This is a genomic window from Sphingomonas sp. PP-CE-1G-424, from assembly GCF_004341085.1.
Taxonomy (GTDB): domain Bacteria; phylum Pseudomonadota; class Alphaproteobacteria; order Sphingomonadales; family Sphingomonadaceae; genus Sphingomonas.
Window position 1 is genome coordinate 278,111 of record NZ_SLXW01000003.1, and the last position, 20,063, is coordinate 298,173.

Annotated in this window: 14 protein-coding genes; 8 read left to right on the forward strand and 6 right to left on the reverse strand. The window is 66.1% G+C overall.

Going from position 1 to position 20,063, the window contains the following annotated elements; translation table 11 throughout:
- Nucleotides 1–5: 5 nt before the first annotated feature.
- The gene (locus tag C8J43_RS11485; protein WP_133031015.1) at nt 6–368 is read right to left on the reverse strand and encodes a hypothetical protein; all 363 of its coding nucleotides are present in this window, start codon (nt 366–368) and stop codon (nt 6–8) included.
- 210 nt (nt 369–578) lie between these two features.
- On the opposite strand from C8J43_RS11485, the gene C8J43_RS11490 reads away from it, so the two are divergent.
- The 3 genes from C8J43_RS11490 to C8J43_RS11500 are packed head-to-tail and all read left to right on the forward strand — an operon-like array spanning nt 579 to nt 4,395.
- Nucleotides 579–1,085, forward strand: coding sequence for a 2Fe-2S iron-sulfur cluster-binding protein (locus tag C8J43_RS11490; protein WP_056049467.1), 507 nt, complete (start codon nt 579–581; stop codon nt 1,083–1,085).
- Nucleotides 1,082–2,065, forward strand: coding sequence for a xanthine dehydrogenase family protein subunit M (locus C8J43_RS11495; protein ID WP_133031016.1), 984 nt, complete (start codon nt 1,082–1,084; stop codon nt 2,063–2,065). Before C8J43_RS11490 ends, C8J43_RS11495 begins: the two co-directional genes overlap by 4 nt.
- Nucleotides 2,062–4,395 carry a xanthine dehydrogenase family protein molybdopterin-binding subunit gene (locus C8J43_RS11500; protein WP_133031017.1) on the forward strand — a complete coding sequence of 778 codons (2,334 nt, stop codon included), beginning with the start codon at nt 2,062–2,064 and terminating at the stop codon, nt 4,393–4,395. Before C8J43_RS11495 ends, C8J43_RS11500 begins: the two co-directional genes overlap by 4 nt.
- A gap of 97 nt (nt 4,396–4,492) precedes the next feature.
- Here the strand turns inward: C8J43_RS11500 and C8J43_RS11505 are convergent, their stop codons facing one another.
- The 3 genes from C8J43_RS11505 to C8J43_RS11515 all read right to left on the reverse strand — a co-directional run bounded on the left by C8J43_RS11505 (nt 4,493) and on the right by C8J43_RS11515 (nt 10,102).
- On the reverse strand, nt 4,493–5,758 hold the full coding sequence (locus C8J43_RS11505) for an MFS transporter (protein ID WP_165899614.1): 1,266 nt from the start codon (nt 5,756–5,758) through the stop codon (nt 4,493–4,495).
- A gap of 189 nt (nt 5,759–5,947) precedes the next feature.
- On the reverse strand, nt 5,948–7,540 hold the full coding sequence (locus C8J43_RS11510) for a glycosyltransferase family 39 protein (protein ID WP_133031018.1): 1,593 nt from the start codon (nt 7,538–7,540) through the stop codon (nt 5,948–5,950).
- Nucleotides 7,541–7,669: 129 nt separating this feature from the next.
- Nucleotides 7,670–10,102, reverse strand: a complete 2,433-nt coding sequence (locus C8J43_RS11515) for a TonB-dependent receptor plug domain-containing protein (protein WP_133031019.1) — start codon at nt 10,100–10,102, stop codon at nt 7,670–7,672.
- Nucleotides 10,103–10,356: 254 nt separating this feature from the next.
- On the opposite strand from C8J43_RS11515, the gene C8J43_RS11520 reads away from it, so the two are divergent.
- The 5 genes from C8J43_RS11520 (at nt 10,357) to C8J43_RS11540 (ending at nt 16,287) form a co-directional block, all read left to right on the forward strand.
- Nucleotides 10,357–11,250, forward strand: coding sequence for a fatty acid desaturase (locus tag C8J43_RS11520; protein WP_133031020.1), 894 nt, complete (start codon nt 10,357–10,359; stop codon nt 11,248–11,250).
- Nucleotides 11,251–11,273: 23 nt separating this feature from the next.
- Nucleotides 11,274–12,059, forward strand: a complete 786-nt coding sequence (locus tag C8J43_RS11525; RefSeq protein ID WP_243645546.1) for a PhnD/SsuA/transferrin family substrate-binding protein — start codon at nt 11,274–11,276, stop codon at nt 12,057–12,059.
- Nucleotides 12,060–12,074: 15 nt separating this feature from the next.
- A complete protein-coding gene (gene epsC, locus C8J43_RS11530) occupies nt 12,075–13,022 on the forward strand; it encodes a serine O-acetyltransferase EpsC (RefSeq protein ID WP_133031022.1) in 948 nt (315 codons plus the stop codon).
- The gene (locus C8J43_RS11535; protein WP_165899615.1) at nt 13,019–13,789 is read left to right on the forward strand and encodes a gamma-glutamyl-gamma-aminobutyrate hydrolase family protein; all 771 of its coding nucleotides are present in this window, start codon (nt 13,019–13,021) and stop codon (nt 13,787–13,789) included. The genes epsC and C8J43_RS11535 overlap by 4 nt, the downstream gene beginning before the upstream one ends.
- A gap of 65 nt (nt 13,790–13,854) precedes the next feature.
- Nucleotides 13,855–16,287 (forward strand): TonB-dependent receptor, encoded by a 2,433-nt coding sequence (locus tag C8J43_RS11540; RefSeq protein WP_133031023.1) that lies wholly within the window; start codon nt 13,855–13,857, stop codon nt 16,285–16,287.
- Between the two features lie 216 nt (nt 16,288–16,503).
- Here the strand turns inward: C8J43_RS11540 and C8J43_RS11545 are convergent, their stop codons facing one another.
- Entirely contained in the window at nt 16,504–17,181 is a 678-nt protein-coding gene (locus C8J43_RS11545; protein WP_133031024.1) for a nitroreductase, read from the reverse strand.
- A gap of 124 nt (nt 17,182–17,305) precedes the next feature.
- The gene (locus C8J43_RS11550; protein WP_133031025.1) at nt 17,306–19,963 is read right to left on the reverse strand and encodes a TonB-dependent receptor; all 2,658 of its coding nucleotides are present in this window, start codon (nt 19,961–19,963) and stop codon (nt 17,306–17,308) included.
- Nucleotides 19,964–20,063 lie beyond the last annotated feature (100 nt).

Below are 20,063 nucleotides of genomic sequence, written 5' to 3' on the forward strand. Positions count from 1 at the left end.
GCGCGTTACTGGTAACGCGCGGTCCGGTCGAAGCCGCTGTTCGTCTTGGCCATCTTGGCGAGCTTGCGGACGTAGGCTCGGGCGTGGCGGTCGAACCGCGTGTCGTCATACACGCCGCGCCAGATGAACTCGTCACGGTCGAGCAGCGCCTTGAGGTCGGCGGCAAAGCGCTTCTGGTCGGCCGCCGAGTCCTTCGCCTGCATCAGCGTGCAGACCATTTCCTCGGCGGTGGCCTTGTCGCAATCGTCCTGCTGGCCGTAGCCGCCGCGCTCGGCGACGACCTGATCAGACCGCGCCGCAGCGATCCGGGCGTCGAGCCATTTGCGCACCTGTGCTGCGTCCCAGTCGGTCGGATTCGTGTCTGCCATCGCTTATTCCCGGTTGCGGTGCCGTCGCGCCTGCTCCGGTCTCTTCCGTTTGAAGGCCCGCATACCGCGTGAAATGCGCTTTGGAAAATAGGGCGACATATCGCGCGGCAAGCCACTGGCGCATCGCAATAAATCGCCTATACCGTTCGGTATAAAATTATGTCCGGCCGCGTCGCCTGCGCGAGCACGTGTTTTAGGTAGGAGAGTGCGATGCCGATACTCGTCAATGGATCGGCGGTCGCTCTGCCCGACGATCCCCGCGTTTCGCTGCTCGATCTGTTGCGCGAGGGGCTGCATCTTTCCGGCACGAAGAAGGGCTGCAACCAGGGCGCATGCGGCGCGTGCACGGTGCTGGTCGACGGCGAGCGTATCCTGTCGTGCCTCGCGTTGGCGGTCCAGTATGACGGGCGTCGGGTCACGACGATCGAGGGGTTGTCGGACGGGAATGCGCTGCACCCGTTGCAACAGGCGTTCATTGACCATGACGGGTTCCAGTGCGGCTATTGCACGCCAGGCCAGATATGCTCGGCGATCGGCATGGCAGCGGAAGCGAAGCGCGGCGTACCGAGCAACGTCAGCGCCGATCTCACCGCGGATGTGCAGCTGACGCGCGAGGAATTGCAGGAGCGGATGAGCGGCAATCTGTGCCGATGCGGTGCGCATAACGGGATCATCGATGCGATCCGCGAAACCGTCGCGGCGGAGATGGCGGCATGACCCCCTTCGCGTATGCGCGGGCCGGCGATACCACCGAAGCGCTCCGTCTCGGCGATGCGGACGCTGCCGCCTATCTCGGCGGCGGGACCAATCTGGTCGACCTGATGCGCGAGACGGTCGCCAAGCCCGACACGCTTGTCGACGTCACCGGGCTGTCCGACACGATCACCGAGACGGCGGATGGTGGGCTGCTGATCGGGGCGGCGGTGCGCAATACCGCGCTTGCCGAGCATGCGGGGGTACGTGCGCGCTACCCGATGCTGTCGCGGGCGATCCTCGCGGGGGCATCGGCGCAGATCCGCAACATGGCGACGGTCGGCGGCAACCTGCTCCAACGCACCCGCTGCACCTATTTCTACGACACCGACGGTTCGCGCTGCAACAAGCGGGCGCCCGGCGAGGGCTGCGATGCGGTCGGGGGCTTCACGCGTATCCATGCAATTCTGGGTGCATCTGAGGCCTGCGTCGCGACGCATCCGTCCGACCTGTGCGTTGCATTTGCCGCGCTCGATGCGGTCGTTCATGTCGAGGGCCGCGGCGGCGCGCGCGCGCTTCCGTTTGGCGAACTGCACCGCCTGCCGGGCGATCGTCCCGATCTCGACACGGTGCTGGCGGCGGGCGACCTGATCACCGCGATCGAACTGCCCGCGATGCCGTTCGCGGCGACCTCGACCTACCGCAAGGTTCGCGATCGGGCGAGCTATGCCTTCGCACTGATCTCGGTCGCGGCGGCGCTCGACGTGGTCGACGGGCAGGTCAGGGACGTGCGTATCGCGCTCGGCGGCGTGGCGCACAAGCCGTGGCGCGCGACCAAGGCGGAGGCGCTGCTGCTGGGTGGCCCGGCGACCGAGGCGGCGTTTCTCGCGGCGGCGATCGCCGAACTCGCCGACGCCAGGCCGCTTCGCGACAATGGCTTCAAGATCGAACTCGCGAAACGGACGATCGTCGCCGTCCTTGGCGACCTGGGAGTATCCGCATGAGCATCGTCGATACCGTCAAGCAGACCGCGCAGGGTCTGGTGCAGGGTGCGGTCAGCAAATTGGTCCCGCTCGCGCCGGACAGCTGGGTTCCCGGCGGCGTTCCCGATCCGCTGATCGCGCGTCAGCACGGCCTGATCGGTACATCGGTGTCGCGACTGGATGGTCCGTTGAAGGTGAAGGGCGCGGCGCGGTTCGCGGCCGAATTCGCGCTCGACGACATGGTCTATGCCGCGCTGGCGTTCGCGACGATCCCGCGCGGGCGCATCGCGACGCTCGACGTGGCGGCGGCCGAGGCTTCGGCTGGCGTCGTCGCGGTGATGACGTATCGCAATGCGCCGCGGATGAACCAGCCCGCGGTGTTCGGGTCTGGGCCGACCGCGGCGGCGCCGGCCGACCTGCCGATCATGCAGGACGATCGCGTCGCCTGGAACGGGCAGCCGATCGCGGTGGTCCTGGCCGAAACCCAGGAACAGGCCGACCACGCCGCGTCGCTGATCGTCGCGACCTACGTCGCAGAGGCATCGATCACGTCGTTTGCGGCGGCAAAGGCCAAGGGCGCCGAGCCGGCAACCTTCATGGGCCAACCGCTGTCGAACACAATCGGCGATGCCGACGCCATGCTGGCCGCGGCGCCGCACAAAGTCGACCAGGTTTATCGAACGCCGCGGCATAACCACAACGCGATCGAGCCCCACGCCGCGACGATTGCCTGGGTGGGGGACGAGCTGATCATCCACGACGCCAGCCAGTTGGTGACGATGGCGGCGGCGACGATCGCGGACGTGTTCGACCTGAAGGCCGAGCAGGTCCGCGTGACCTCGCCGTATGTCGGTGGGGGATTTGGCGGCAAGTGCCTGTGGGATCACCAGATCCTCGGCGCCGCGGCGGCCAGGCTGGTCGGGCGTCCGGTCCGGATTACGCTCACGCGCGAGGGCGTCTACCGCGGCGTTGGCGGACGTACGCTGACCGAGCAGCGCGTCGCGATCGGTGCGGATGCGGATGGCCATTTCCATGCGCTGATCCACGCCGGGACCACCGCGGATACGCCGCACAACCATATGCCCGAACCGTTCATTCTCGGCACGCGCGCGGGCTATGCCGCGGACAGCATCAAGCTGTCGGTCGACGTCGTGAAGATCGACATGCTCGCCAACACGTTCATGCGCGCGCCCGGTGAATCGGTCGGGACGTTCGCGCTGGAATCGGCGATCGACGAACTCACGGTCGAGCTCGGCATCGATCCGATCGACCTGCGTCTGCGCAACGAGCCGGAGGTGGATCCGACGTCGGGCCTGCCGTTCTCGTCGCGGCACATCGTCGAGGCGTGGCGTGCTGGGGCGGATGCGTTCGGCTGGGCCGCCCGTGCGCTGCCCGGCGCGCGACGCGAGGGCGAATGGCTGATCGGGATGGGCTGCGCGACCGGGACCTATCCCTATTACCGGATGCCGGGAGCGGCAGCGCGGATCACGCTCGACCGCGCGGGCAAGGCGCTGGTCGAAGTCGCCGCGCACGAAATGGGGATGGGAACGTCGACCACCACGACGATGGTCGCCGCGGAACGGCTCGGGCTGCCGCTCGATGCGGTCGAGGTTCGCTATGGCGATTCGATCATTCCCGGGTCGATCCTCGCGGGTGGATCGCAGCAGACGGCCGCGATCGGCGGCGCGGTGATCGCCGCGCATAACGCGCTGGTAGCGGAATTGTTGAAACTCGCCGGCAACGATTCACCGCTTGCCGGACTTTCGCCGGACGAGGTCGGCAGCGAGGATGGCGGCCTCGCCAAGCTGGACGATCCGACCCGGCGCGAGTCCTACGCCTCGATCCTCGGCCGGGCGCAGCGCGATGCGGTGACCGTCTCGGCCGAAGGATCGCCGCCGCTCGAACAGATGCACTGGTCGATGCACTCGCACAGCGCGATCTTCTGCGAGGTCCGCGTCAACGCGGTGACGGGGGAGGTGCGCGTCAGCCGCTTCTTGGGATCGTTCGACTGCGGCCGGATCCTCAATCCGAAAACCGCGCGCAGCCAGTTCCGCGGCGGCATGATCATGGGCCTTGGCCTAGCGCTGATGGAGGAGACCGAATTCGACGAGCGCAACGGCCGGATCATGAACCCCAGTCTCGCCGAATATCACATTCCGGTGCATCTCGACGTGCCCGAGATCGAGGTGATCTGGACCGACATCGCCGACCCGCACACGCCGATGGGCGCGCACGGGATCGGCGAGATCGGCATCACCGGGGTGGCTGCTGCGGTCGCGAATGCGGTCTATAACGCGACCGGAACGCGGGTCCGCGATCTGCCGATCACGTTGGATAAGTTGCTGGTCTGAAACCTATCGGCGCTATTGGAAATGCTACGGACAACCGGCCGTCCAATGTCTCGCGCGACGACCGGTTTTTCGTAGAGGGTTCAGTCGGCTGGTCCGATCAACCTCGCTTTTTTGTTTCCGGCATTGCGACCAAATACAGTGCCAGACCGAGCCCGGCGACGACCGCCAGCGTGAGGAAACCGGCGGTATAGCCAGCGCCGACGATGATCGCGCCAGCTAGTGAGGCCGACAGCGCTGCGCCGAGGCCTTGTGCGCTCGCGACCGCGCCCTGGCTGACGTTGAAGCGCCCGGTGCCCTTGGTCAGGTCGGCGATCACCACCGGGAACAACGCGCCGAAGATGCCGGCGCCAATGCCGTCTAGCGCCTGGACCCCGACCAGCCACCACGGGTCGTTCGACACGGTGTACAGCGCACCGCGTGCAGCGAGGAACGCGAAGGCGACGAGGAAGAGCGGCTTGGTGCCCCATTTTTCGGTGTTGCGACCGACGACGATCGCAACCGGTACCATCACCAACTGCGCGGCGACGATGCAGGCGGCGGTCAGCGATGTCGCCTGGTCCTTGCCGACCGTGCGCGACAGAAGCTGGCTGACCGAGGTCAGCATCGCGGCATTGGCGAGATGGAACAGGAATGCGGTCACCGCGAAGATCATCAGCGGCTTGTTCTCGATCAGCGCCTTCCAGCCGCTCGGCTGCTCGCAATCCTCGTCCGGTTCGCAGTCGAGACCCCGCGCGACCGCGTTGTCGATCGCGCCGTTGTCGATCCGCGACGCGGTGACGATGCTCGCGACGGTCAGGCCACCCATCAGCCAGAACACGACGACGGGGCCGAACTTCCACGCCAACACGCCAGCCAGGGCGGCGGATACCGCGTTGCCCGCATGATTGAAGGCTTCGTTCCGCCCGACGCGCTTGGCGAAGAGCTTGGGTCCGACCAGCCCAAGCGTGATCGCCGAGATTGCGGGCGCGAACACGGCGCCGGCGACCGCGGCGACCGACTGGGTGATGGCGACGACCGTGAAACCCGTGACGATCGGCAGCGAGATGCTGCTGAGCGTGACCAGCAACGCGGCGACCATGACGATCCGCGGCTTGTTTCTGGTGCGATCGATCAGGCTGCCCGCGGGCGTCTGAGAGATCAGACCGACGATCCCGGCGATCGTCAGGACTGCGCCCACGGTTGCCTCGTTCCAGCCATGCGCGGGCCCGCGGACCGCGAGCAGGTAGATGGCGAGATATGGTCCAAGCCCGTCGCGCACGTCGGCGAGGAAGAAGTTCAGCGCATCGAGCGTCCTGGTCGGGACGGATGTGCCGCCTGGTTCATCCCGCGTGTCCGTTGCGGAAGGCGCATCCGTCATAGCCATGAGAATTCCTGAAACTTGCTGTCGAGCGCCCGACATTGTCCGCGAACCGGCCGTCGTCGGATCGCTAATCGATCGACGCCTGGAAAGTTTCGACGATTGTATAATATCGAGCCTGTAATTTAGGTAATGATCTCATGACCTAAACTGAAACTGAACGGCGCCGTCGCCTTCGGGGCGCACCGGGACCGATTATTGCGTGCCGGTCATCGCCGCGAAATTGTGCGAGCCGCTACCGGTTGCAAGCAGGTCCGGGCGGGCGGTGATCGGAGTCGCGCGAACCGCGATCAGGGTCGCGCCGGGACCGATCGCGAACCGGGTTCTGCGCTGGAGATACCCAGGCGTCTCGACCGCCTGTGTCAGGACGATGCTGTGTGGGTAGGCCAGCCGCCGTCGTTCGCCGACGACCACCACGCCACGGATCCCGAGGCGGTCCAGCGTGGCCGCTGCGTCGCGTGGGGTTCGCGCGGTCAGGACATAGCCGCGGCCCATGAAGTCGCTGGTCGATAGCCACTGCGAGGCCCTGGCCACCCAGATCTGCCGTCGGCCACAATCGGCATAGGCGGCCGCAGCGATCACCGCGCCTTCGCCGCCGGCGCGACCGTCGACCAGCCAGAGACCGGGCGTGTCGACCATGGTCCGCGCGATCGATGGCGCGCCGAGATCGGGCTTGGCGGTCAACTGGGCCAGCGCGACCGCGGGGACGACAAGCACACCGACGGTGCACGCGACCGCTGCAGCACGGTAGACCGCGCCGAGGCGCCACAGCGTTAGAATGCCGAGCGCGACGAGGATGGCGCACCATGGCAGCAACGGCAGGATGTAGCGGTCGACCAACGCGACCGGGATGGCGGCCTGGAAGATCAAGGTGGCGAGGATCATCGCGACCGACAGCCTGACGACCGGGCCTGCGCGGCCGTCGCGCCACCCCCAGATCGTTCCGATCAGGAGGAGGAGGATCCCGCTCCAGCCGATATTGGCGCGCACCGCCTGAAGATTGGTGACGAACGAGTCCCAGGCATAGGCGAGACCCGGGGCATAGTTGAAGCCCCCCGCCGAAATCCTGAACGAGATCAGATACCATGGCAGGATCAGCACGCCGGTCACCGCCCCGGCAACCCACAGTTTGCGGTCGCGCAGCAGATTCCAGCGGCCCGACAGGACGATGTCGATCGCGGGGACGAGGACGATAAGCAGGCCGTTGCCCTTCACCAGTGTCGCGAATACGGCAAGCGCAGAGAACAGCGCGAAACGCCACCATGACGGGGTCTCGGCCGCAGCCAGCCAGACGATGCCGGCGAGTCCGACGACCAAGGTAACTGGCTGGTCGAGCAGGAAATAGCGCGCGCTCTCGACCTCCAGCGGAAGGAGCAGCACGACGAATGCTGCGGCAATCGCCAGACGCGGCGCGCCGGTGCGGAACAGGCCCCAGCCCACGAGCGACGCCGGCAGCCCGGCGATGAACGCGCTGAGGATCGCGGCGGCGAAAGGCGGGGGGCGCAGTACCGCGAACAGCGGCGCGAGCAGCGCGTACCAGCCGGGGGGCCAGTGGCCGATCGAGAGCTTTGGAAAGTGCGCGTAGAAATCCTGCGCGAACGTCATCGGCGAGGGTAGCCCGGCGCGCAACCAGTCGCCGATGAACAGCGTGTTGATATAATGCGAGGACTCATCGGGATCGATGAAGCTCGCCGAAAGCCCGCCCGTCAGCGCAGCGAGCGCCAGCGCCGCCAGCCCAAGCAGTGGCGCGAGTGCGATCGTTCGCGTGACGGCCCCCCGGTTGGTCATCGCGCAAAACTAGCCGACCGGGCGCCCGAAAACCATGATCATTCGGTACCATCGCGCGGACGGGGCCGGGTGGACCGAAGCCGATGCCTTGGGAGGCAAAGGACTTCGGTCCGAGGACCTAACGGCGGGTCAGAACGCGCCGGACAGCGTGAAGAACACCTGCCGCGGCGGCGTCGCATAGCTGTTGTAGGTCGTGCTCGCCGCGCCGACGACGACTTCGTAGATGCCCTTGCGGTTGGTCAGATTGGTGACGTTGACCGAAAACCGCGTGTTCTTCAGGCCGAGACCGCCGATCGGTGGCAGCGCGTACCCGGCCTGCGCGCTGAGCAGGACGCGGCCCGGCACCGACTGATCGTTGGTGTAAGTGGCGAAGCGCCGGCCGACGAAATCGCCGATCACCTGGACGTCGAACGGGCCGGCGTTCGCGCTGGCGACGACCTTGTTGAGCCATTTGGCGGTGTTGGGGACGTATTTGCCCGCCGTCGGGACCGTCGCGGTGCCGCTGGTGTAGTTGTCGTCGTATTTCGAGCTGTTGTACGACAGCGCGTCGTAGAGCGAGAAGTGCGGACCGAACCGTACCGTCGTGGCGAAATCGACGCCGTTGGTCGTGACCCCGCCGACGTTCTGCAGGATCGATACGCCGCCGACGACCGACGCGATCACCGGCGTCGCGCTGATCTGCAACAGGCGGTTGCTGAAGTCGACGTGGTAGTAGTTCACCTGGCCTTCGATCGCGGTGATCGGGCCGAGCGACACTTGGCGATGCGAGCGGACGCCCGCCTCGTAGGTCCACGAGCTTTCGGGCGATGTTTCGGCCTTCAGCTGGTCGAACGCCTGTTGGCTGCCGAGATTATACGGCGACAGCCCGGCGGCGACCGACGTCTGGAACTGACGGACGTTCTTCTGCACGTTGGCGAACAGCTGTTCCGACGACGTCACGTCCCAGGTCCCACCGACCGCGGGCAGGAACCATTTCTTGGTGCTGATCTTGCCTTCGGGCAGGCCGGTCGAGGCGCCCGACAACGCGCCCGGCAGCGGCTGGACCGGTACTGCGCCATTGGCGAACTGCAGGCTGGACTTGAAGCCCGCCTCCAGCGTGACTGCGGGCGTGACGTGCCAGCGATCCTGAAGGTGGAACTGGACGATATCGACATCGACGTCGCTGCCATATTGGGTCAGGCGGCGCAGTGCGGGGTCGGCGCGGACATAGGGCGTCGAGGGATTGTCGACCGGAAACGCGTACCAGCGGCGCCGGACTGTGTTGGCGTTGTGCTCGTACCAGCCGCCCAGCTCGATCTCGTGATTGCCCGCGTCGATCGCGAGCCGCGACAACAGGCCTTCGCGGTCGACGGTGTATTCGGTTGTCCGCAGCGCATAGCCCGAATTGCCGAACACCTGTTTCAGGTTCTGGCCGGGATAATAGATGCGGAACAGCGCGGGCAGACCCGCCACCGTGATCGGCCCGGCAATCTGCCCTTCGCCGTCGTCGTGATGATAATAGACCTGGTTCGAGAACGTCACCGCATCCGAGAAGCGGTAATCGAGCTTCACATAGCCCAGATAGTCCTTGCGCTGCGCATCGCCGTAATAGTTCAGGTAATTGGCCGGTGCGTTGGCGGGGACGTTGCCGTTGGCATCCAGATAGGCGAGCGCCGCGCCGAAGTTCGGATAGAGCAGGCTGCGATAATAGGGCTCGATCCCGCCGGCATTGTGCGCGACCGAATCCTGGTTCGGCTCCTGCTTGTCGGAAAAGGCGAAATAGCCGGTCAGTGTGACGTGACTGTCCTTGTGGACGAACTTTGCGTTGACCTGATAACCGCCCTGTTTCGCGTCGAACTCCCACGCGCGCGCCTTCTGGCGGACCGCGGACACATAGCCGCTGTTGGTGCCGCCAAGGCCTTCGAATTCGCCGCTGTCGACCCGCAGATAGCTGCGTTGCGCATTGTAGCTGCCGAGCGTCTGCGCGAACCGGAGGCCGAGATCGCGCGCGGGATCGCTCGTGAACGTCTCGACCGCGCCGCCGAGATTGCTGGCCGACGCCGTGCCGAGATCGGCGGCACCCGACGACAGGCGGACCTGGCCGACATTCTCGCTGATCACCGCGCGCTGCGGCGAGAGGCCGTTGAAATTGCCGTAGGATTGATCGCCCAAAGGCACGCCGTCGAGCGTGAAGCCGAGCTGGTTCTGGTTGAACCCGTGGACGACCAGCGAGATGTTCTGCTCGTTGTTGCCCCACGGGTCGGCGGTTTCGAACTGGACGCCGGGCAGCGTCTGGATCGCCTTGACCGGACTGACGCCCGGCATGGTCTTCTGCATCTCGACGCCCGACAGCGCGACCGACGACCGCGTCGTGCGGCTGGCGGTCACCATGATCGTGCCGTCTGCGGTCGCCTCGCGTGGCGTGTCTTGGGTCGCGTTGGCGGGCGCGGCATCGGCGCTGGCCTCACCGTTTGCTTGCACGGATGCAGTCTGGGCGATCGACGGCGTTGCGCAGGCCATGATCCCGATCGTCGCCGACGACAGAAAAAGCGAAGCGCGATACACGCCCCGGAACTCGAACATTGCAGATCCCCTTGTCGCCGCCCAACCGCGGCCTGAGGGCGGCCACTACGGAGCGTCCGCGACACGTCGGTGTCGGTTCGATTACACATATTATACAGTTGAGGCGGCAGGCCGCGCGGTGGGATCGGGCGTGCGACGATCCCGATCAGCCGTCGTTGTGGCCCCACCAACAAAAGCTTTGGTGGCACAAAGGACAAAGACTTTCCAACGCCTATCGATCTGGGGGACATTGCTCGCGTAACCAGGAGGTGGCGATGCCACGATCGATCGAGCGTTCGAATATCCAGTGGCCGACGGTTGCCGTGGCGGTTGCGATCTATGGCGGCTGGCTCGCCGCGACCGCGTGGCATGACGCGGTTCCTTGGCCCGTTCTGGTCGCGATCGGAGGGTGGCTGCTCGCGTGGCACGGGTCGTTGCAGCACGAGACGATCCATGGCCATCCGACGCGATACCCCCCGATCAACGCGGTGATCGGGTTCGTGCCGTTGTCGCTGTGGCTGCCGTATGGATCGTATTACCGGAGCCACCGCGCGCATCACGCCGCCGCGATCATCACCGATCCGTCGCACGATCCGGAATCGCGGTATCGCGCGCGCACCGACGGCCTGGCGGCGTTGCTCGGCCGGCTGCAATCGACGCTGGCGGGGCAGATGATCTTCGGGCCGCCGATCTCGGTCGTACGGTTTCTGCTCGGAGAGGGCCGGCGGGTGGCCCGCGAACCGGCGTGTGTCCTGCAGGATTGGGCGCCGCATCTGGCTGCGGTCGCGATCCTCGTCGTGTGGCTCGATCATGTCGGGCTGGGGCTTGCGCGCTATATCCTGACGTTCGTCTATCCCGGGATGGCGCTGACGATGCTGCGGTCCTACGCCGAGCATCGCGCCGATCTGGCGAGCCCCGGCCGTGCGGCGAGCGTCGAACGCGGCGGTGTGCTGGGGCTGCTGTTCCTCAACAATAACCTGCACGCTGCACACCACGAATCGCCGTCGCTCGCCTGGTATAGGTTGCCGGAGTATCATGCGCGCAACCGGGCGCGGTTCGTCGATCTGGGGGCGCCGGTCTACCGCGGGTATGGCGAGATTGTCCGCCGGTTCGCGCTGCGGTCGCATGACGACATGATCCATCCGCGGCATAGGGGCACCCCGTCTTGACGAGGTACTGCGCATCGCTTGGCATGTACGATCATCCGGCGCAGCGGTCGACGAACGATCGGTTATGGGCGGCGATGGCGGAAATCCTGCGGTCGGAGGGCGTTGCCGGCGTACCGGATACGCTTGACCGGTCACGCGACGTCCACGCGCTGTGGCGAGACTCTGCGCTATTGTTCGGGCAGACCTGCGGATACCCGCTAATCGCCGATTCGTCGCTGGCGCTCCGCGTGCTGGCGCTGCCGGTGTACGCGCCGCCGGGTTGCGTCGTGGCGACCCACAGGAGCGTGATCGTGGCGCGGGTCGACGATGACAGGACGGCGCTGGACGGTTTCCGCCAGGGCCGCGCGGCGATCAACGATCGACGATCGAACACGGGGATGAACCTGTTACGGGCAACGATCGCACCGGTCGCGGGGGAGGGGGCGTTCTTTGCCAGCGTGATCGAAACAGGCTCGCACCACGCGAGCATGATCGCGGTCGGCGCAGGGAAAGCGGATATCGCCGCGATCGATTGCGTGACCTATGCAGCGATCGAACGCTTCGAACCGGCGGTGACGACGGCGTTGCGGATCGTCGCGCACAGCCCGGCGTCGCCGACGCTCCCGTTCGTGACCGCCGCTTCGACAAGCGCGGCTACCGTGACGGCACTTAGGATGGCGCTAGATCGGGTCATGGTCGATCCCGATCTTGCGGAGGATCGTGCGCACCTGTTCCTGACCGGTGCGATAGCGGCAGACCGCACCGCGCTCGCGCCGATCGCTGCACTCGAAGCCGCCGCAATTCGCGCCGGTTACGCCGAACTGCGATGACATGAGGATTCGATCATGATGCACGTCCCCGACACCCTCGATCTCGCCTCGACGATCGCCGAACTGCGCGCGGCGCGCACCGCGTGGCGGCACGATGCCGATGGCCGCCATACGGTCGCGCGGTTTCCGTCGCGCGATGCGGTTTCGGCGGCGATGGACGATCTGGTCGCGGCGCTGTTTCCCGGACGGCTCGGCGCGTTCGCCGGCCCGGCGGACCTCGAGGATGCGTTCGTCGAAGCGCGGCTTCGTGCGGCGCTGGCGGAATTCCGGCGGCAGATCGAACGCGAGTTCGGCTATTGGCAGGAAGAGGCGGTGCTGGCGTTCGATGCGAGCCAGGCGGCGATGATCGTCGATCTCTTCGCCGCCGAGTTGGGACCGATCCGCGAACTGGTCGACGACGACGTTCGTGCGGCGTTCCTCGGCGATCCCGCGGCCCGCAGCGCCGACGAGATCCTGGTCTGCTATCCTGGTATCACCGCGATCCTGTACCACCGCATCGCGCATGCGCTCTACGGCCTCGGCGCGCCGATCGTCGCGCGGATCGTGTCCGAACTGGCCAACGGCCGGACCGGGATCGACATCCATCCGGGCGCGACGATCGGCCGGCGTTTCTTCATCGATCACGGCACCGGCGTCGTGATCGGCGAGACCGCGATCATCGGCGACCGTGTGCAACTGTATCAGCATGTGACGCTCGGCGCGCGCAGCCCGCTCGGCGTCACCGATGTCTCGCCGCGCGAACGGCTTGCCCGCCATCCGATCGTCGAGGACGACGTGGTGATCTATGCGGGCGCGACGATCCTCGGGCGCGTGACGATCGGGCAGGGGGCGACGATCGGCGGCAATGTCTGGTTGCTGGAGGACGTCCCCGCGGGCAGCGTCGTCGCGCAACCGACCGCGGTGATTCTGGCGGGCGAGGCCGCGGACCATCTGCACGAGACGCTGCGGGGGCGCGCCGCATGAGGCGGTTCACCTGTCGTCGTGAGATCGATGGCCCGCCGAAACCGGTGATCGGGGTGTTGTGCTGCAACGAGATCGCCAACCGGCCGATTCAGGCGGTCGCCACGCGCTTTGTCGAGCCGCTGGTGCGCTATGCGGGTGCCACCGTCCTGCTGGTGCCTGCGGTGGCGGATGCAATGGATACGCGGTCGCTTGCTGGGCGGCTCGACGGGCTGTTGCTGACGGGATCGCGGTCGAATGTCGCTGGCGGCCGCTACGGCAAGGCGAACACGGAGGACGACTCGCTCGATCTTGACCGCGACACAGTGGCGCTGGAGCTGGCGGGACGGATGATTGAGGCAGGCCGGCCGGTGTTCGGGATCTGTCGGGGCCTGCAGGAACTGAACGTGCTGTTCGGGGGCACGCTGACCGACACGCTCGACGAGGGGCATCATCGCTCGACCGACGACGCCACCGCGTATGAAACGCTGTTCGATCATACGCACGACGTCACGCTGAGCGCTGGCGGGCTGCTGGCCTCGGCGATCGCGCAACCGAGCATCTCGGTCACGTCGGTGCATCGCCAGGGCATCGATCGGCTGGGCGAGGGCCTGACTGTCGAGGCGCATGCGGTATCCGACGGATTGGTCGAGGCGTTCTCCGCGCGACCGTGCGGGGGGGATGTGCTGGCGGTGCAATGGCATCCAGAGTGGGACGTTGCGGCCAGTGCATCCGGTCAGGCGTTCTTTGCGCTTATCGGACAGGCGCTCGGGGCCTATCGCGACCGCTGAAGGCGGCGAAAATCATCAAACGCATCGAGATCGTCGCAGAACGATCGCTCAACAGGGACACTATCATGACTGCTTATCGTACCGCGCTGGCGCTCACCGCCTCGGCTTTCGCTTTCACCGCCGCGTACCCGGCGTTTGCGCAGGACGCGCCGCCCCCGGCCGCCACCGACCAAGCCGCCGCGGCGCTGCCCGATACGCAGGACGACATCATCGTCACCGGAACGCGCGCGGTCGGCCGGTCGCGGCTCGACAGCGCGTCGCCGGTCGACGTGCTGAGTTCGGCGGCGCTCCAGCGGCAGGGGACGACCGAGCTCGGCGCGGCGCTGTCGGCGATCGCGCCGTCGATCGACTTTCCGCGGCCGTCCGCGGTCGACGGCACCGACGCGATCCGGCCTGCGACGCTGCGCGGCCTGTCGCCCGACCAGACGCTGGTGTTGATCAACGGCGTGCGCGGTCATACCGCGGCGCTGCTCAACGTCGGCGGCTCGGTCGGGCGTGGCTCCGCCGCGGTCGATCTCAACACGATCCCGACCGTGGCGCTCGACCGGATCGAAGTGCTGCGCGACGGCGCATCGGCGCAATATGGATCCGACGCCATCGCCGGCGTCGTCAACCTGCGGCTGCGCGAGGCACGCTCGGGAGGCGGCGCGACCGTCAACTACGGCTTCTACAACACCGATATCGATACCGCGCGCGGCAGCCGCAACACCAACGGCGAGCATGCCGTCACGGTATCGGGCTGGCAGGGCATCGACTTTGGCGAGGACGGGTTCCTCACCGTGTCGGGCGAGTATCTAGACCGGCAGGCGACCAACCGCGCCGACTTCGACCCCCGCGTCACCCCGACCCGCGTCACCGGCCGGTTCGGCGATCCGCAGGTCGAGCAATACAGCATCTTCGCCAATGCCGGCACGACGCTGACGGGCACGTGGAAGCTGTATGGCTGGCTCGGCTATCAGGATCGCGACACGCGCAGCGCCGCCTTCCCGCGGCTCGACAGCGCGACCACCCAGCTGGCCGGGTATACCGGTGGGTTCCTGCCGCTGATCAACACCAAGTCGCGCGATATCAACTCCGCGGTCGGGATCAAGGGCGAGGTCGCCGACTGGAACGTCGATCTGAACGTCAGTTATGGCCGCAACAAGATCGGCTTTCGCACGCTCAATTCCGCCAACTACGCATATGGTGCGGCAACTCCCAAGGACTTCTCCGATGGCGCGTTGGTCTACGACCAGCTCGTCGCCGGGCTCGACGTCAGCCGCAAGCTCGACGTGTTGCAGGGGCTTAACGTCGCGTTCGGTGTCGAAGGACGCCGCGAGGGGTTCGAGATCCAGGCGGGCGAACTTGCCTCCTATGGCTACCCGACCACCGGCGCGGTCGCGGGCGCTTCGCCTGGCGCGCAGGGGTTCGGCGGCTTCGCGCCGGCCAACGAAGTCGATCGCCATCGTCGCAACGGCAGCGTCTACCTCGATCTCGAGGCGCAGGTGACCGACAAGCTGCTGATCGGTCTTGCCGGGCGCGGCGAGGATTATTCGGACTTCGGCAAGACCGGCACCGGCAAGATTTCCGCGCGCTATGATTTCGCACCGTGGTTCGCATTGCGCGGTACCGCCTCGACCGGGTTCCGCGCACCTGCGCTCCAGCAGCAGTATTTTACCTCGATCGCGACGGTCATCCAGAACGGCGTGCCAATCCAGACCGGCACCTTCCCGTCGGTCAGCCCCGTCGCGACGCGGTTGGGCGGCCTGCCACTCGAGCCCGAGAAGTCGACCAATCTGTCGTTCGGTACGGTGGTGCGGTTCGGTCGGTTCGACCTGACCGTCGATGCGTACCGGATCCACATCCGCAACCAGATCGGGCTGTCGGAGAACATCACGACATCGACCAGCCAGTCGGCTGCGGTCAACGCGCAGATCGCCAGCCTGCTCGCCGGATCGGGGGCGACCGCGGCGCGGTTCTTCATCAACGGCCTCGCCTCGACTACCAAGGGTATCGACGCGGTCGCGCATTACCGGATGCCGACCGATGCGGCCGGGACCTTCGACCTAACGATCGCGGGCAACATCAACGACAGCGACGTGACGCGCGTGCCGACCTCGACCTCGACGCTGAACCCGGCGCCGACGCTGTTCGCGCGTAGCCGAATCCTGACGCTGGAGGACGGCACGCCGGGCGCGAAGGTGACCGGATCGGTCGACTGGTCGCTCGATCGGCTCGGGGCGCTGGCGCGCGTGACCTACTATGGCGACGTCAACCAGCCGGGCACCACGCCGGCCGCCGACGTGCATAGCGGCAAGCACGTCATCACCGATGTCGAACTCCGCTATCAGGCGAGCAAGGGGGCGCAGCTCGGACTGGGGGTGAGCAACCTGTTCGACGTGTATCCCGATGCGACGATCCCGGCGAACAACACGACCGGGGTGATCGGCTTCCCGTATTACTCGCCGTTCGGGTTCAACGGGCGGTACCTGTACGCGCGGGCTGGGCTTAGCTGGTAGGGTCGGGTTGAGGGTTGATCGACTCCTCTGACGAGGATCGACCTTGGCTTGCTGAAGACTTTTCTCCCCTCCCTGGAAGGGAGGGGGCGGGGGTGGGTCGGGTTCCGTATCATGGAACGTCGGCGACACGAGCGGGCCTACCCACCCCCAGCCCCTCCCTTTCAGGGAGGGGGGAAGATCAGTTATTTCCCTGAGCGGCCGGGTGAATACGATCCGCTAGTCGTCGAAGCCGATGAACATCGCGGCCTCGGCGACCGGGCGCCGTTCGGAGACTACGGCGTTGGCCGGGAATTTTTCGTCGGGCCAGCCCAGTGCGATGCTCTTCATGATGACCTGGTCATCGGGGATCCGCGTGTGTTCGCGGACGACGGGGGACTGCATGATCCCCTGGCTATTGATGACCGTCCCGAGCCCGCGCGACCAGGCCGCGTTGACGAGCGCGGTGGCCACCGCGCCGCAGTCGAACGCGGTGTCGTCGCTGCCAGCGACGTCGCGATCGTAGGTGATGATGACGCATACGGGCGCGTCGAATTGGCGGAAGCCGCGCATCACCCAGTCCTGCCGCGCGTCCTTGTCGTCGCGGGCGATCCCCATCGCCGAGAAGAGCTGTTTGGCGACGCCGACCTGCCGCTCGCGGTGCGCGCCCGCGAAGGCTTCGCCAGTGCGAAACTCGCGCGACTGCGGGATGCCAGCCGCCATCCGCTGCGTGTTGCCCGCGCGGATCGCGTCGAGCGCGGCGAAGCCGACGACGTGAAAATGATAGGGCTGCGTGTTCATCGATGAGGGTGCGCGCATCGCCAGCGTGAGGACTTCCTCGATGAGCGCGCGCGGCACCGGCTTGGGTAGATAGCCGCGAATGCTGCGCCGGCCGATGATCACGTCGTCATAGTGCATGCAGGGCCCCGTCACAGTGATTGTCCGTACTGGATACAGACTTCTCCGGTGACGAAAACCCTGGCGATCGCTCTGGTGTGGACAATCCGCGAGAGTCGGGGACGCCGAAGCGCCCCCGACGATCTCAGTATTTCACGCGAAGCCGGGCGTAATAGAGGCCACCGTTGAAGCCGAACGGTCCACCGTTACGCGCATAGACCTGCCCGTCAGACGATCCACCGGTGAGCGGGTAGATCGGCGTGGACTTCGAGGCCAGCTTGTCGGGACGTTCGTCGAGCAGGTTCTGCGCGCCGAGCGTCAGCGTGTAGTTCTTGGCGAAGGTATAGCTGACGTCGAGATCGGTGGTGAACTTGCCGCCGAAACGTTGCGCCACGGGGTTAGAGGTCGATACGTAATCCTGCGCGCTTAGCCACCAGCTGTAATAGTTCTCGCGGACGTTGATGCTGACGCCGTCGAGCGACCAGTTGGTGGTGAACACCACGCGGTGGTTCGGCGCCAGATGCTCGGCGTCGAGGATCTGATTTGGCCCGATCACCTGCGGATCGTATTTGGTGACGGTGCTCTTGTTATAGTTGTAGGCGAGCGTCAGGTTGACCGCAGCCTCGTCGAGCGTCGTGCGGTAGGTGCCGACCACATCGACGCCCCGCGTGCGCGTATTGAAGCCGTTGGTGAAGTAATTCACCTGGCCGTTGACGCCCACCGCCAGCAGCGCGGGCTGCGCTGCGAGATCCGCCGCGGAGACGATGAAGTTCTGCGTAATGCCGATCCGGTTGCGCACGCTGATGCTGTAGCCGTCGACGGTCAGCGTCAGGTTCTTCACCGGGTTGAGGATGAAGCCGATGCCGTAGTTGGTCGACTTTTCGGGCTTGAGCGCATCGGCCCCGAAATACTGCGCGATCGCGGTGCTGACCGGGTAAGTGCCGCTCTGGACCGCGTTGCCGCCGACGAACGCGGTCGTGATGATCGCGTTGTTCGACTGACCCGGCGAGGGTGCGTGGAACCCGGTCCCGACCGTGCCGCGCAGCGAAAACGCGTCGGCGAACTTGTAGATCGCGTTGAACTTGCCGACCACCGCGCCCCCGAACGAGTCGTAATGCTCGTAGCGTCCGGCCGCGCCGACGCTGAGTGCGGTGGTCAGATCGGTCTCGACGTTGAGGTAGGCGCCATAGCTCTTCTGGCTGTAACGGCCGGCGGCTTCGGGGCTGGTCCCGGCATAGCCGCTGGCGCCGACGCCTTGCGCGCTGGTCGTTCCGGAAAAGCTGTAAACGCCGGGTGCGGTCTGCGCGTAGAGCTGCTGCGCGACCGAATAGGGGCCGGCGGCGTAGGATTGCAGATCGCCGACGGTCTGCTCATAGGTCTCCTTGCGGAATTCGGCGCCGCCCGCGATCGTCAGCGGGCTCGGCAGTCCGACTTCCAGCGGGTAGCTGAGATCGAGGTTGGCGTCGGCCTCTTCCTGGATCAGCTCGCCGAACGTGAAGCTCGTCTGCGTCTGCGGGCCGTAGGAGGCGTTGAGCGAATCGTACATCGACAGCGTCAACGTGTTGCGGCTGAGCGAGCCGGACAGATCGTATTTCAGGCCGCCCGCGATCTCGCCCTTGTAGCCGAGCGTCCCGTAAAGCTCCTTGGTTACGCCGACGAAGCGCGGCGTGAAGCCTGCCGGGTAGAGCGAACTGTAGCGGAACGTGTTGCCGTCGCGGACGAAGCCGCCGGCGGGGCAGGTCGCGCTGCCGGTCGGGCACGCGGTCAGGAAGAAGGTGTTGTTGAACAGCGCGTTGGCGCTCTGCGTGCGGGTCACGCCATCGGTATCGACCGCGGTGCTGGTGACCGAGGCGCGATAGTTAAAGCTCTGATCCGCCTTGCTGCGCGCGAAATTGCCGAAGAAGTAGAGCTTGCTGTCGCTCGTGACGTCGATCGCCGAATTGACGACGAATTTATAGCCGTGCGACGGCGACGAACCCCAGATCTGCGCAGGGAGCGGGTAATTGGGGAGCTGCGACGCGGAGCCCGGATTGTTGATCGCGTAGTTGGCGGCGGAGGGTCGCTGCGCACCGCGGCTGGTCTGACCGTCGTCGTTATACTCGCCGGTGACGTTGACGAACCCGATCTTGCCGAGTGCGACGCCGGCATTCGCGGCGATCTGATAGCTCTTGCCGTCGCCGGCATAATATTCGCCGTAGCGCGCGACCATTTCGAGGCCCGACACTTCCTTCAGGCCGTAGTTCAGGACGCCCGCGATCGCATCCGAGCCATATTGCGCGGTGGCGCCTTCGCGCAGGATCTGGAGGCTGCCGATCGCGAGCGACGGGATCGCCGAGATGTCCGCACCCTGCGAGCCGCGGCCGAGCCCGGTATCGCTGCCGCCATAGACCTGGACGAGTGCGGACCGGTTGTAGCGTTTGCCGTTGATCATCACGAGCACCTGATCGGCGGGCAGGCCGCGCAGAGACGGCGAACGGACGAAGGTCGAGGCGTCGGAGATCGAGTTCTGGCCGACGTAGAAGGACGGCACGATGCTCTTCAATGTGTCGAGCATGTTGGCGGAGGGCTGCGCGGCCAGTTCGGCCGAACTGATAACGTCGACCGGTGATGCCGAGTCCGCCAGTGTTCGATCGGTGCGGCGCGTACCGAGAATGACGATATCGCTGCCGGCTTCCTGTGGCGCAGTCTCTATTACTGATGCTGCCGGGGAAGATGCTTCAGGACTGGTCTGCGCGGCTGCCGCGGCAGTTCCTGAGAGGAATGCCGCCGCCAACGCCAAAGTCGAGCTCGTATAGTTGATCATCCTAGGCCCCTTTCAAAGTGAGACTCTCAGGATCCTTCCCCTAAACTCGCGTATCGGGCCGTCTTTTGAAGACGTGTTCACGAGACGCGCTATTCTCGGT

Bases quoted from the DNA above. Each gene is read 5' to 3' on its own strand.
- C8J43_RS11520 (WP_133031020.1), top strand. From the start codon at position 10,357: ATGCCACGATCGATCGAGCGTTCGAATATCCAGTGGCCGACGGTTGCC.
- epsC (WP_133031022.1), top strand. From the start codon at position 12,075: ATGATGCACGTCCCCGACACCCTCGATCTCGCCTCGACGATCGCCGAA.
- C8J43_RS11525 (WP_243645546.1), top strand. From the start codon at position 11,274: ATGTACGATCATCCGGCGCAGCGGTCGACGAACGATCGGTTATGGGCG.
- C8J43_RS11500 (WP_133031017.1), top strand. From the start codon at position 2,062: ATGAGCATCGTCGATACCGTCAAGCAGACCGCGCAGGGTCTGGTGCAG.
- C8J43_RS11510 (WP_133031018.1), bottom strand. From the start codon at position 7,540: ATGACCAACCGGGGGGCCGTCACGCGAACGATCGCACTCGCGCCACTG.
- C8J43_RS11540 (WP_133031023.1), top strand. From the start codon at position 13,855: ATGACTGCTTATCGTACCGCGCTGGCGCTCACCGCCTCGGCTTTCGCT.
- C8J43_RS11535 (WP_165899615.1), top strand. From the start codon at position 13,019: ATGAGGCGGTTCACCTGTCGTCGTGAGATCGATGGCCCGCCGAAACCG.
- C8J43_RS11505 (WP_165899614.1), bottom strand. From the start codon at position 5,758: ATGGCTATGACGGATGCGCCTTCCGCAACGGACACGCGGGATGAACCA.
- C8J43_RS11545 (WP_133031024.1), bottom strand. From the start codon at position 17,181: ATGCACTATGACGACGTGATCATCGGCCGGCGCAGCATTCGCGGCTAT.
- C8J43_RS11495 (WP_133031016.1), top strand. From the start codon at position 1,082: ATGACCCCCTTCGCGTATGCGCGGGCCGGCGATACCACCGAAGCGCTC.
- C8J43_RS11490 (WP_056049467.1), top strand. From the start codon at position 579: ATGCCGATACTCGTCAATGGATCGGCGGTCGCTCTGCCCGACGATCCC.
- C8J43_RS11550 (WP_133031025.1), bottom strand. From the start codon at position 19,963: ATGATCAACTATACGAGCTCGACTTTGGCGTTGGCGGCGGCATTCCTC.
- C8J43_RS11515 (WP_133031019.1), bottom strand. From the start codon at position 10,102: ATGTTCGAGTTCCGGGGCGTGTATCGCGCTTCGCTTTTTCTGTCGTCG.
- C8J43_RS11485 (WP_133031015.1), bottom strand. From the start codon at position 368: ATGGCAGACACGAATCCGACCGACTGGGACGCAGCACAGGTGCGCAAA.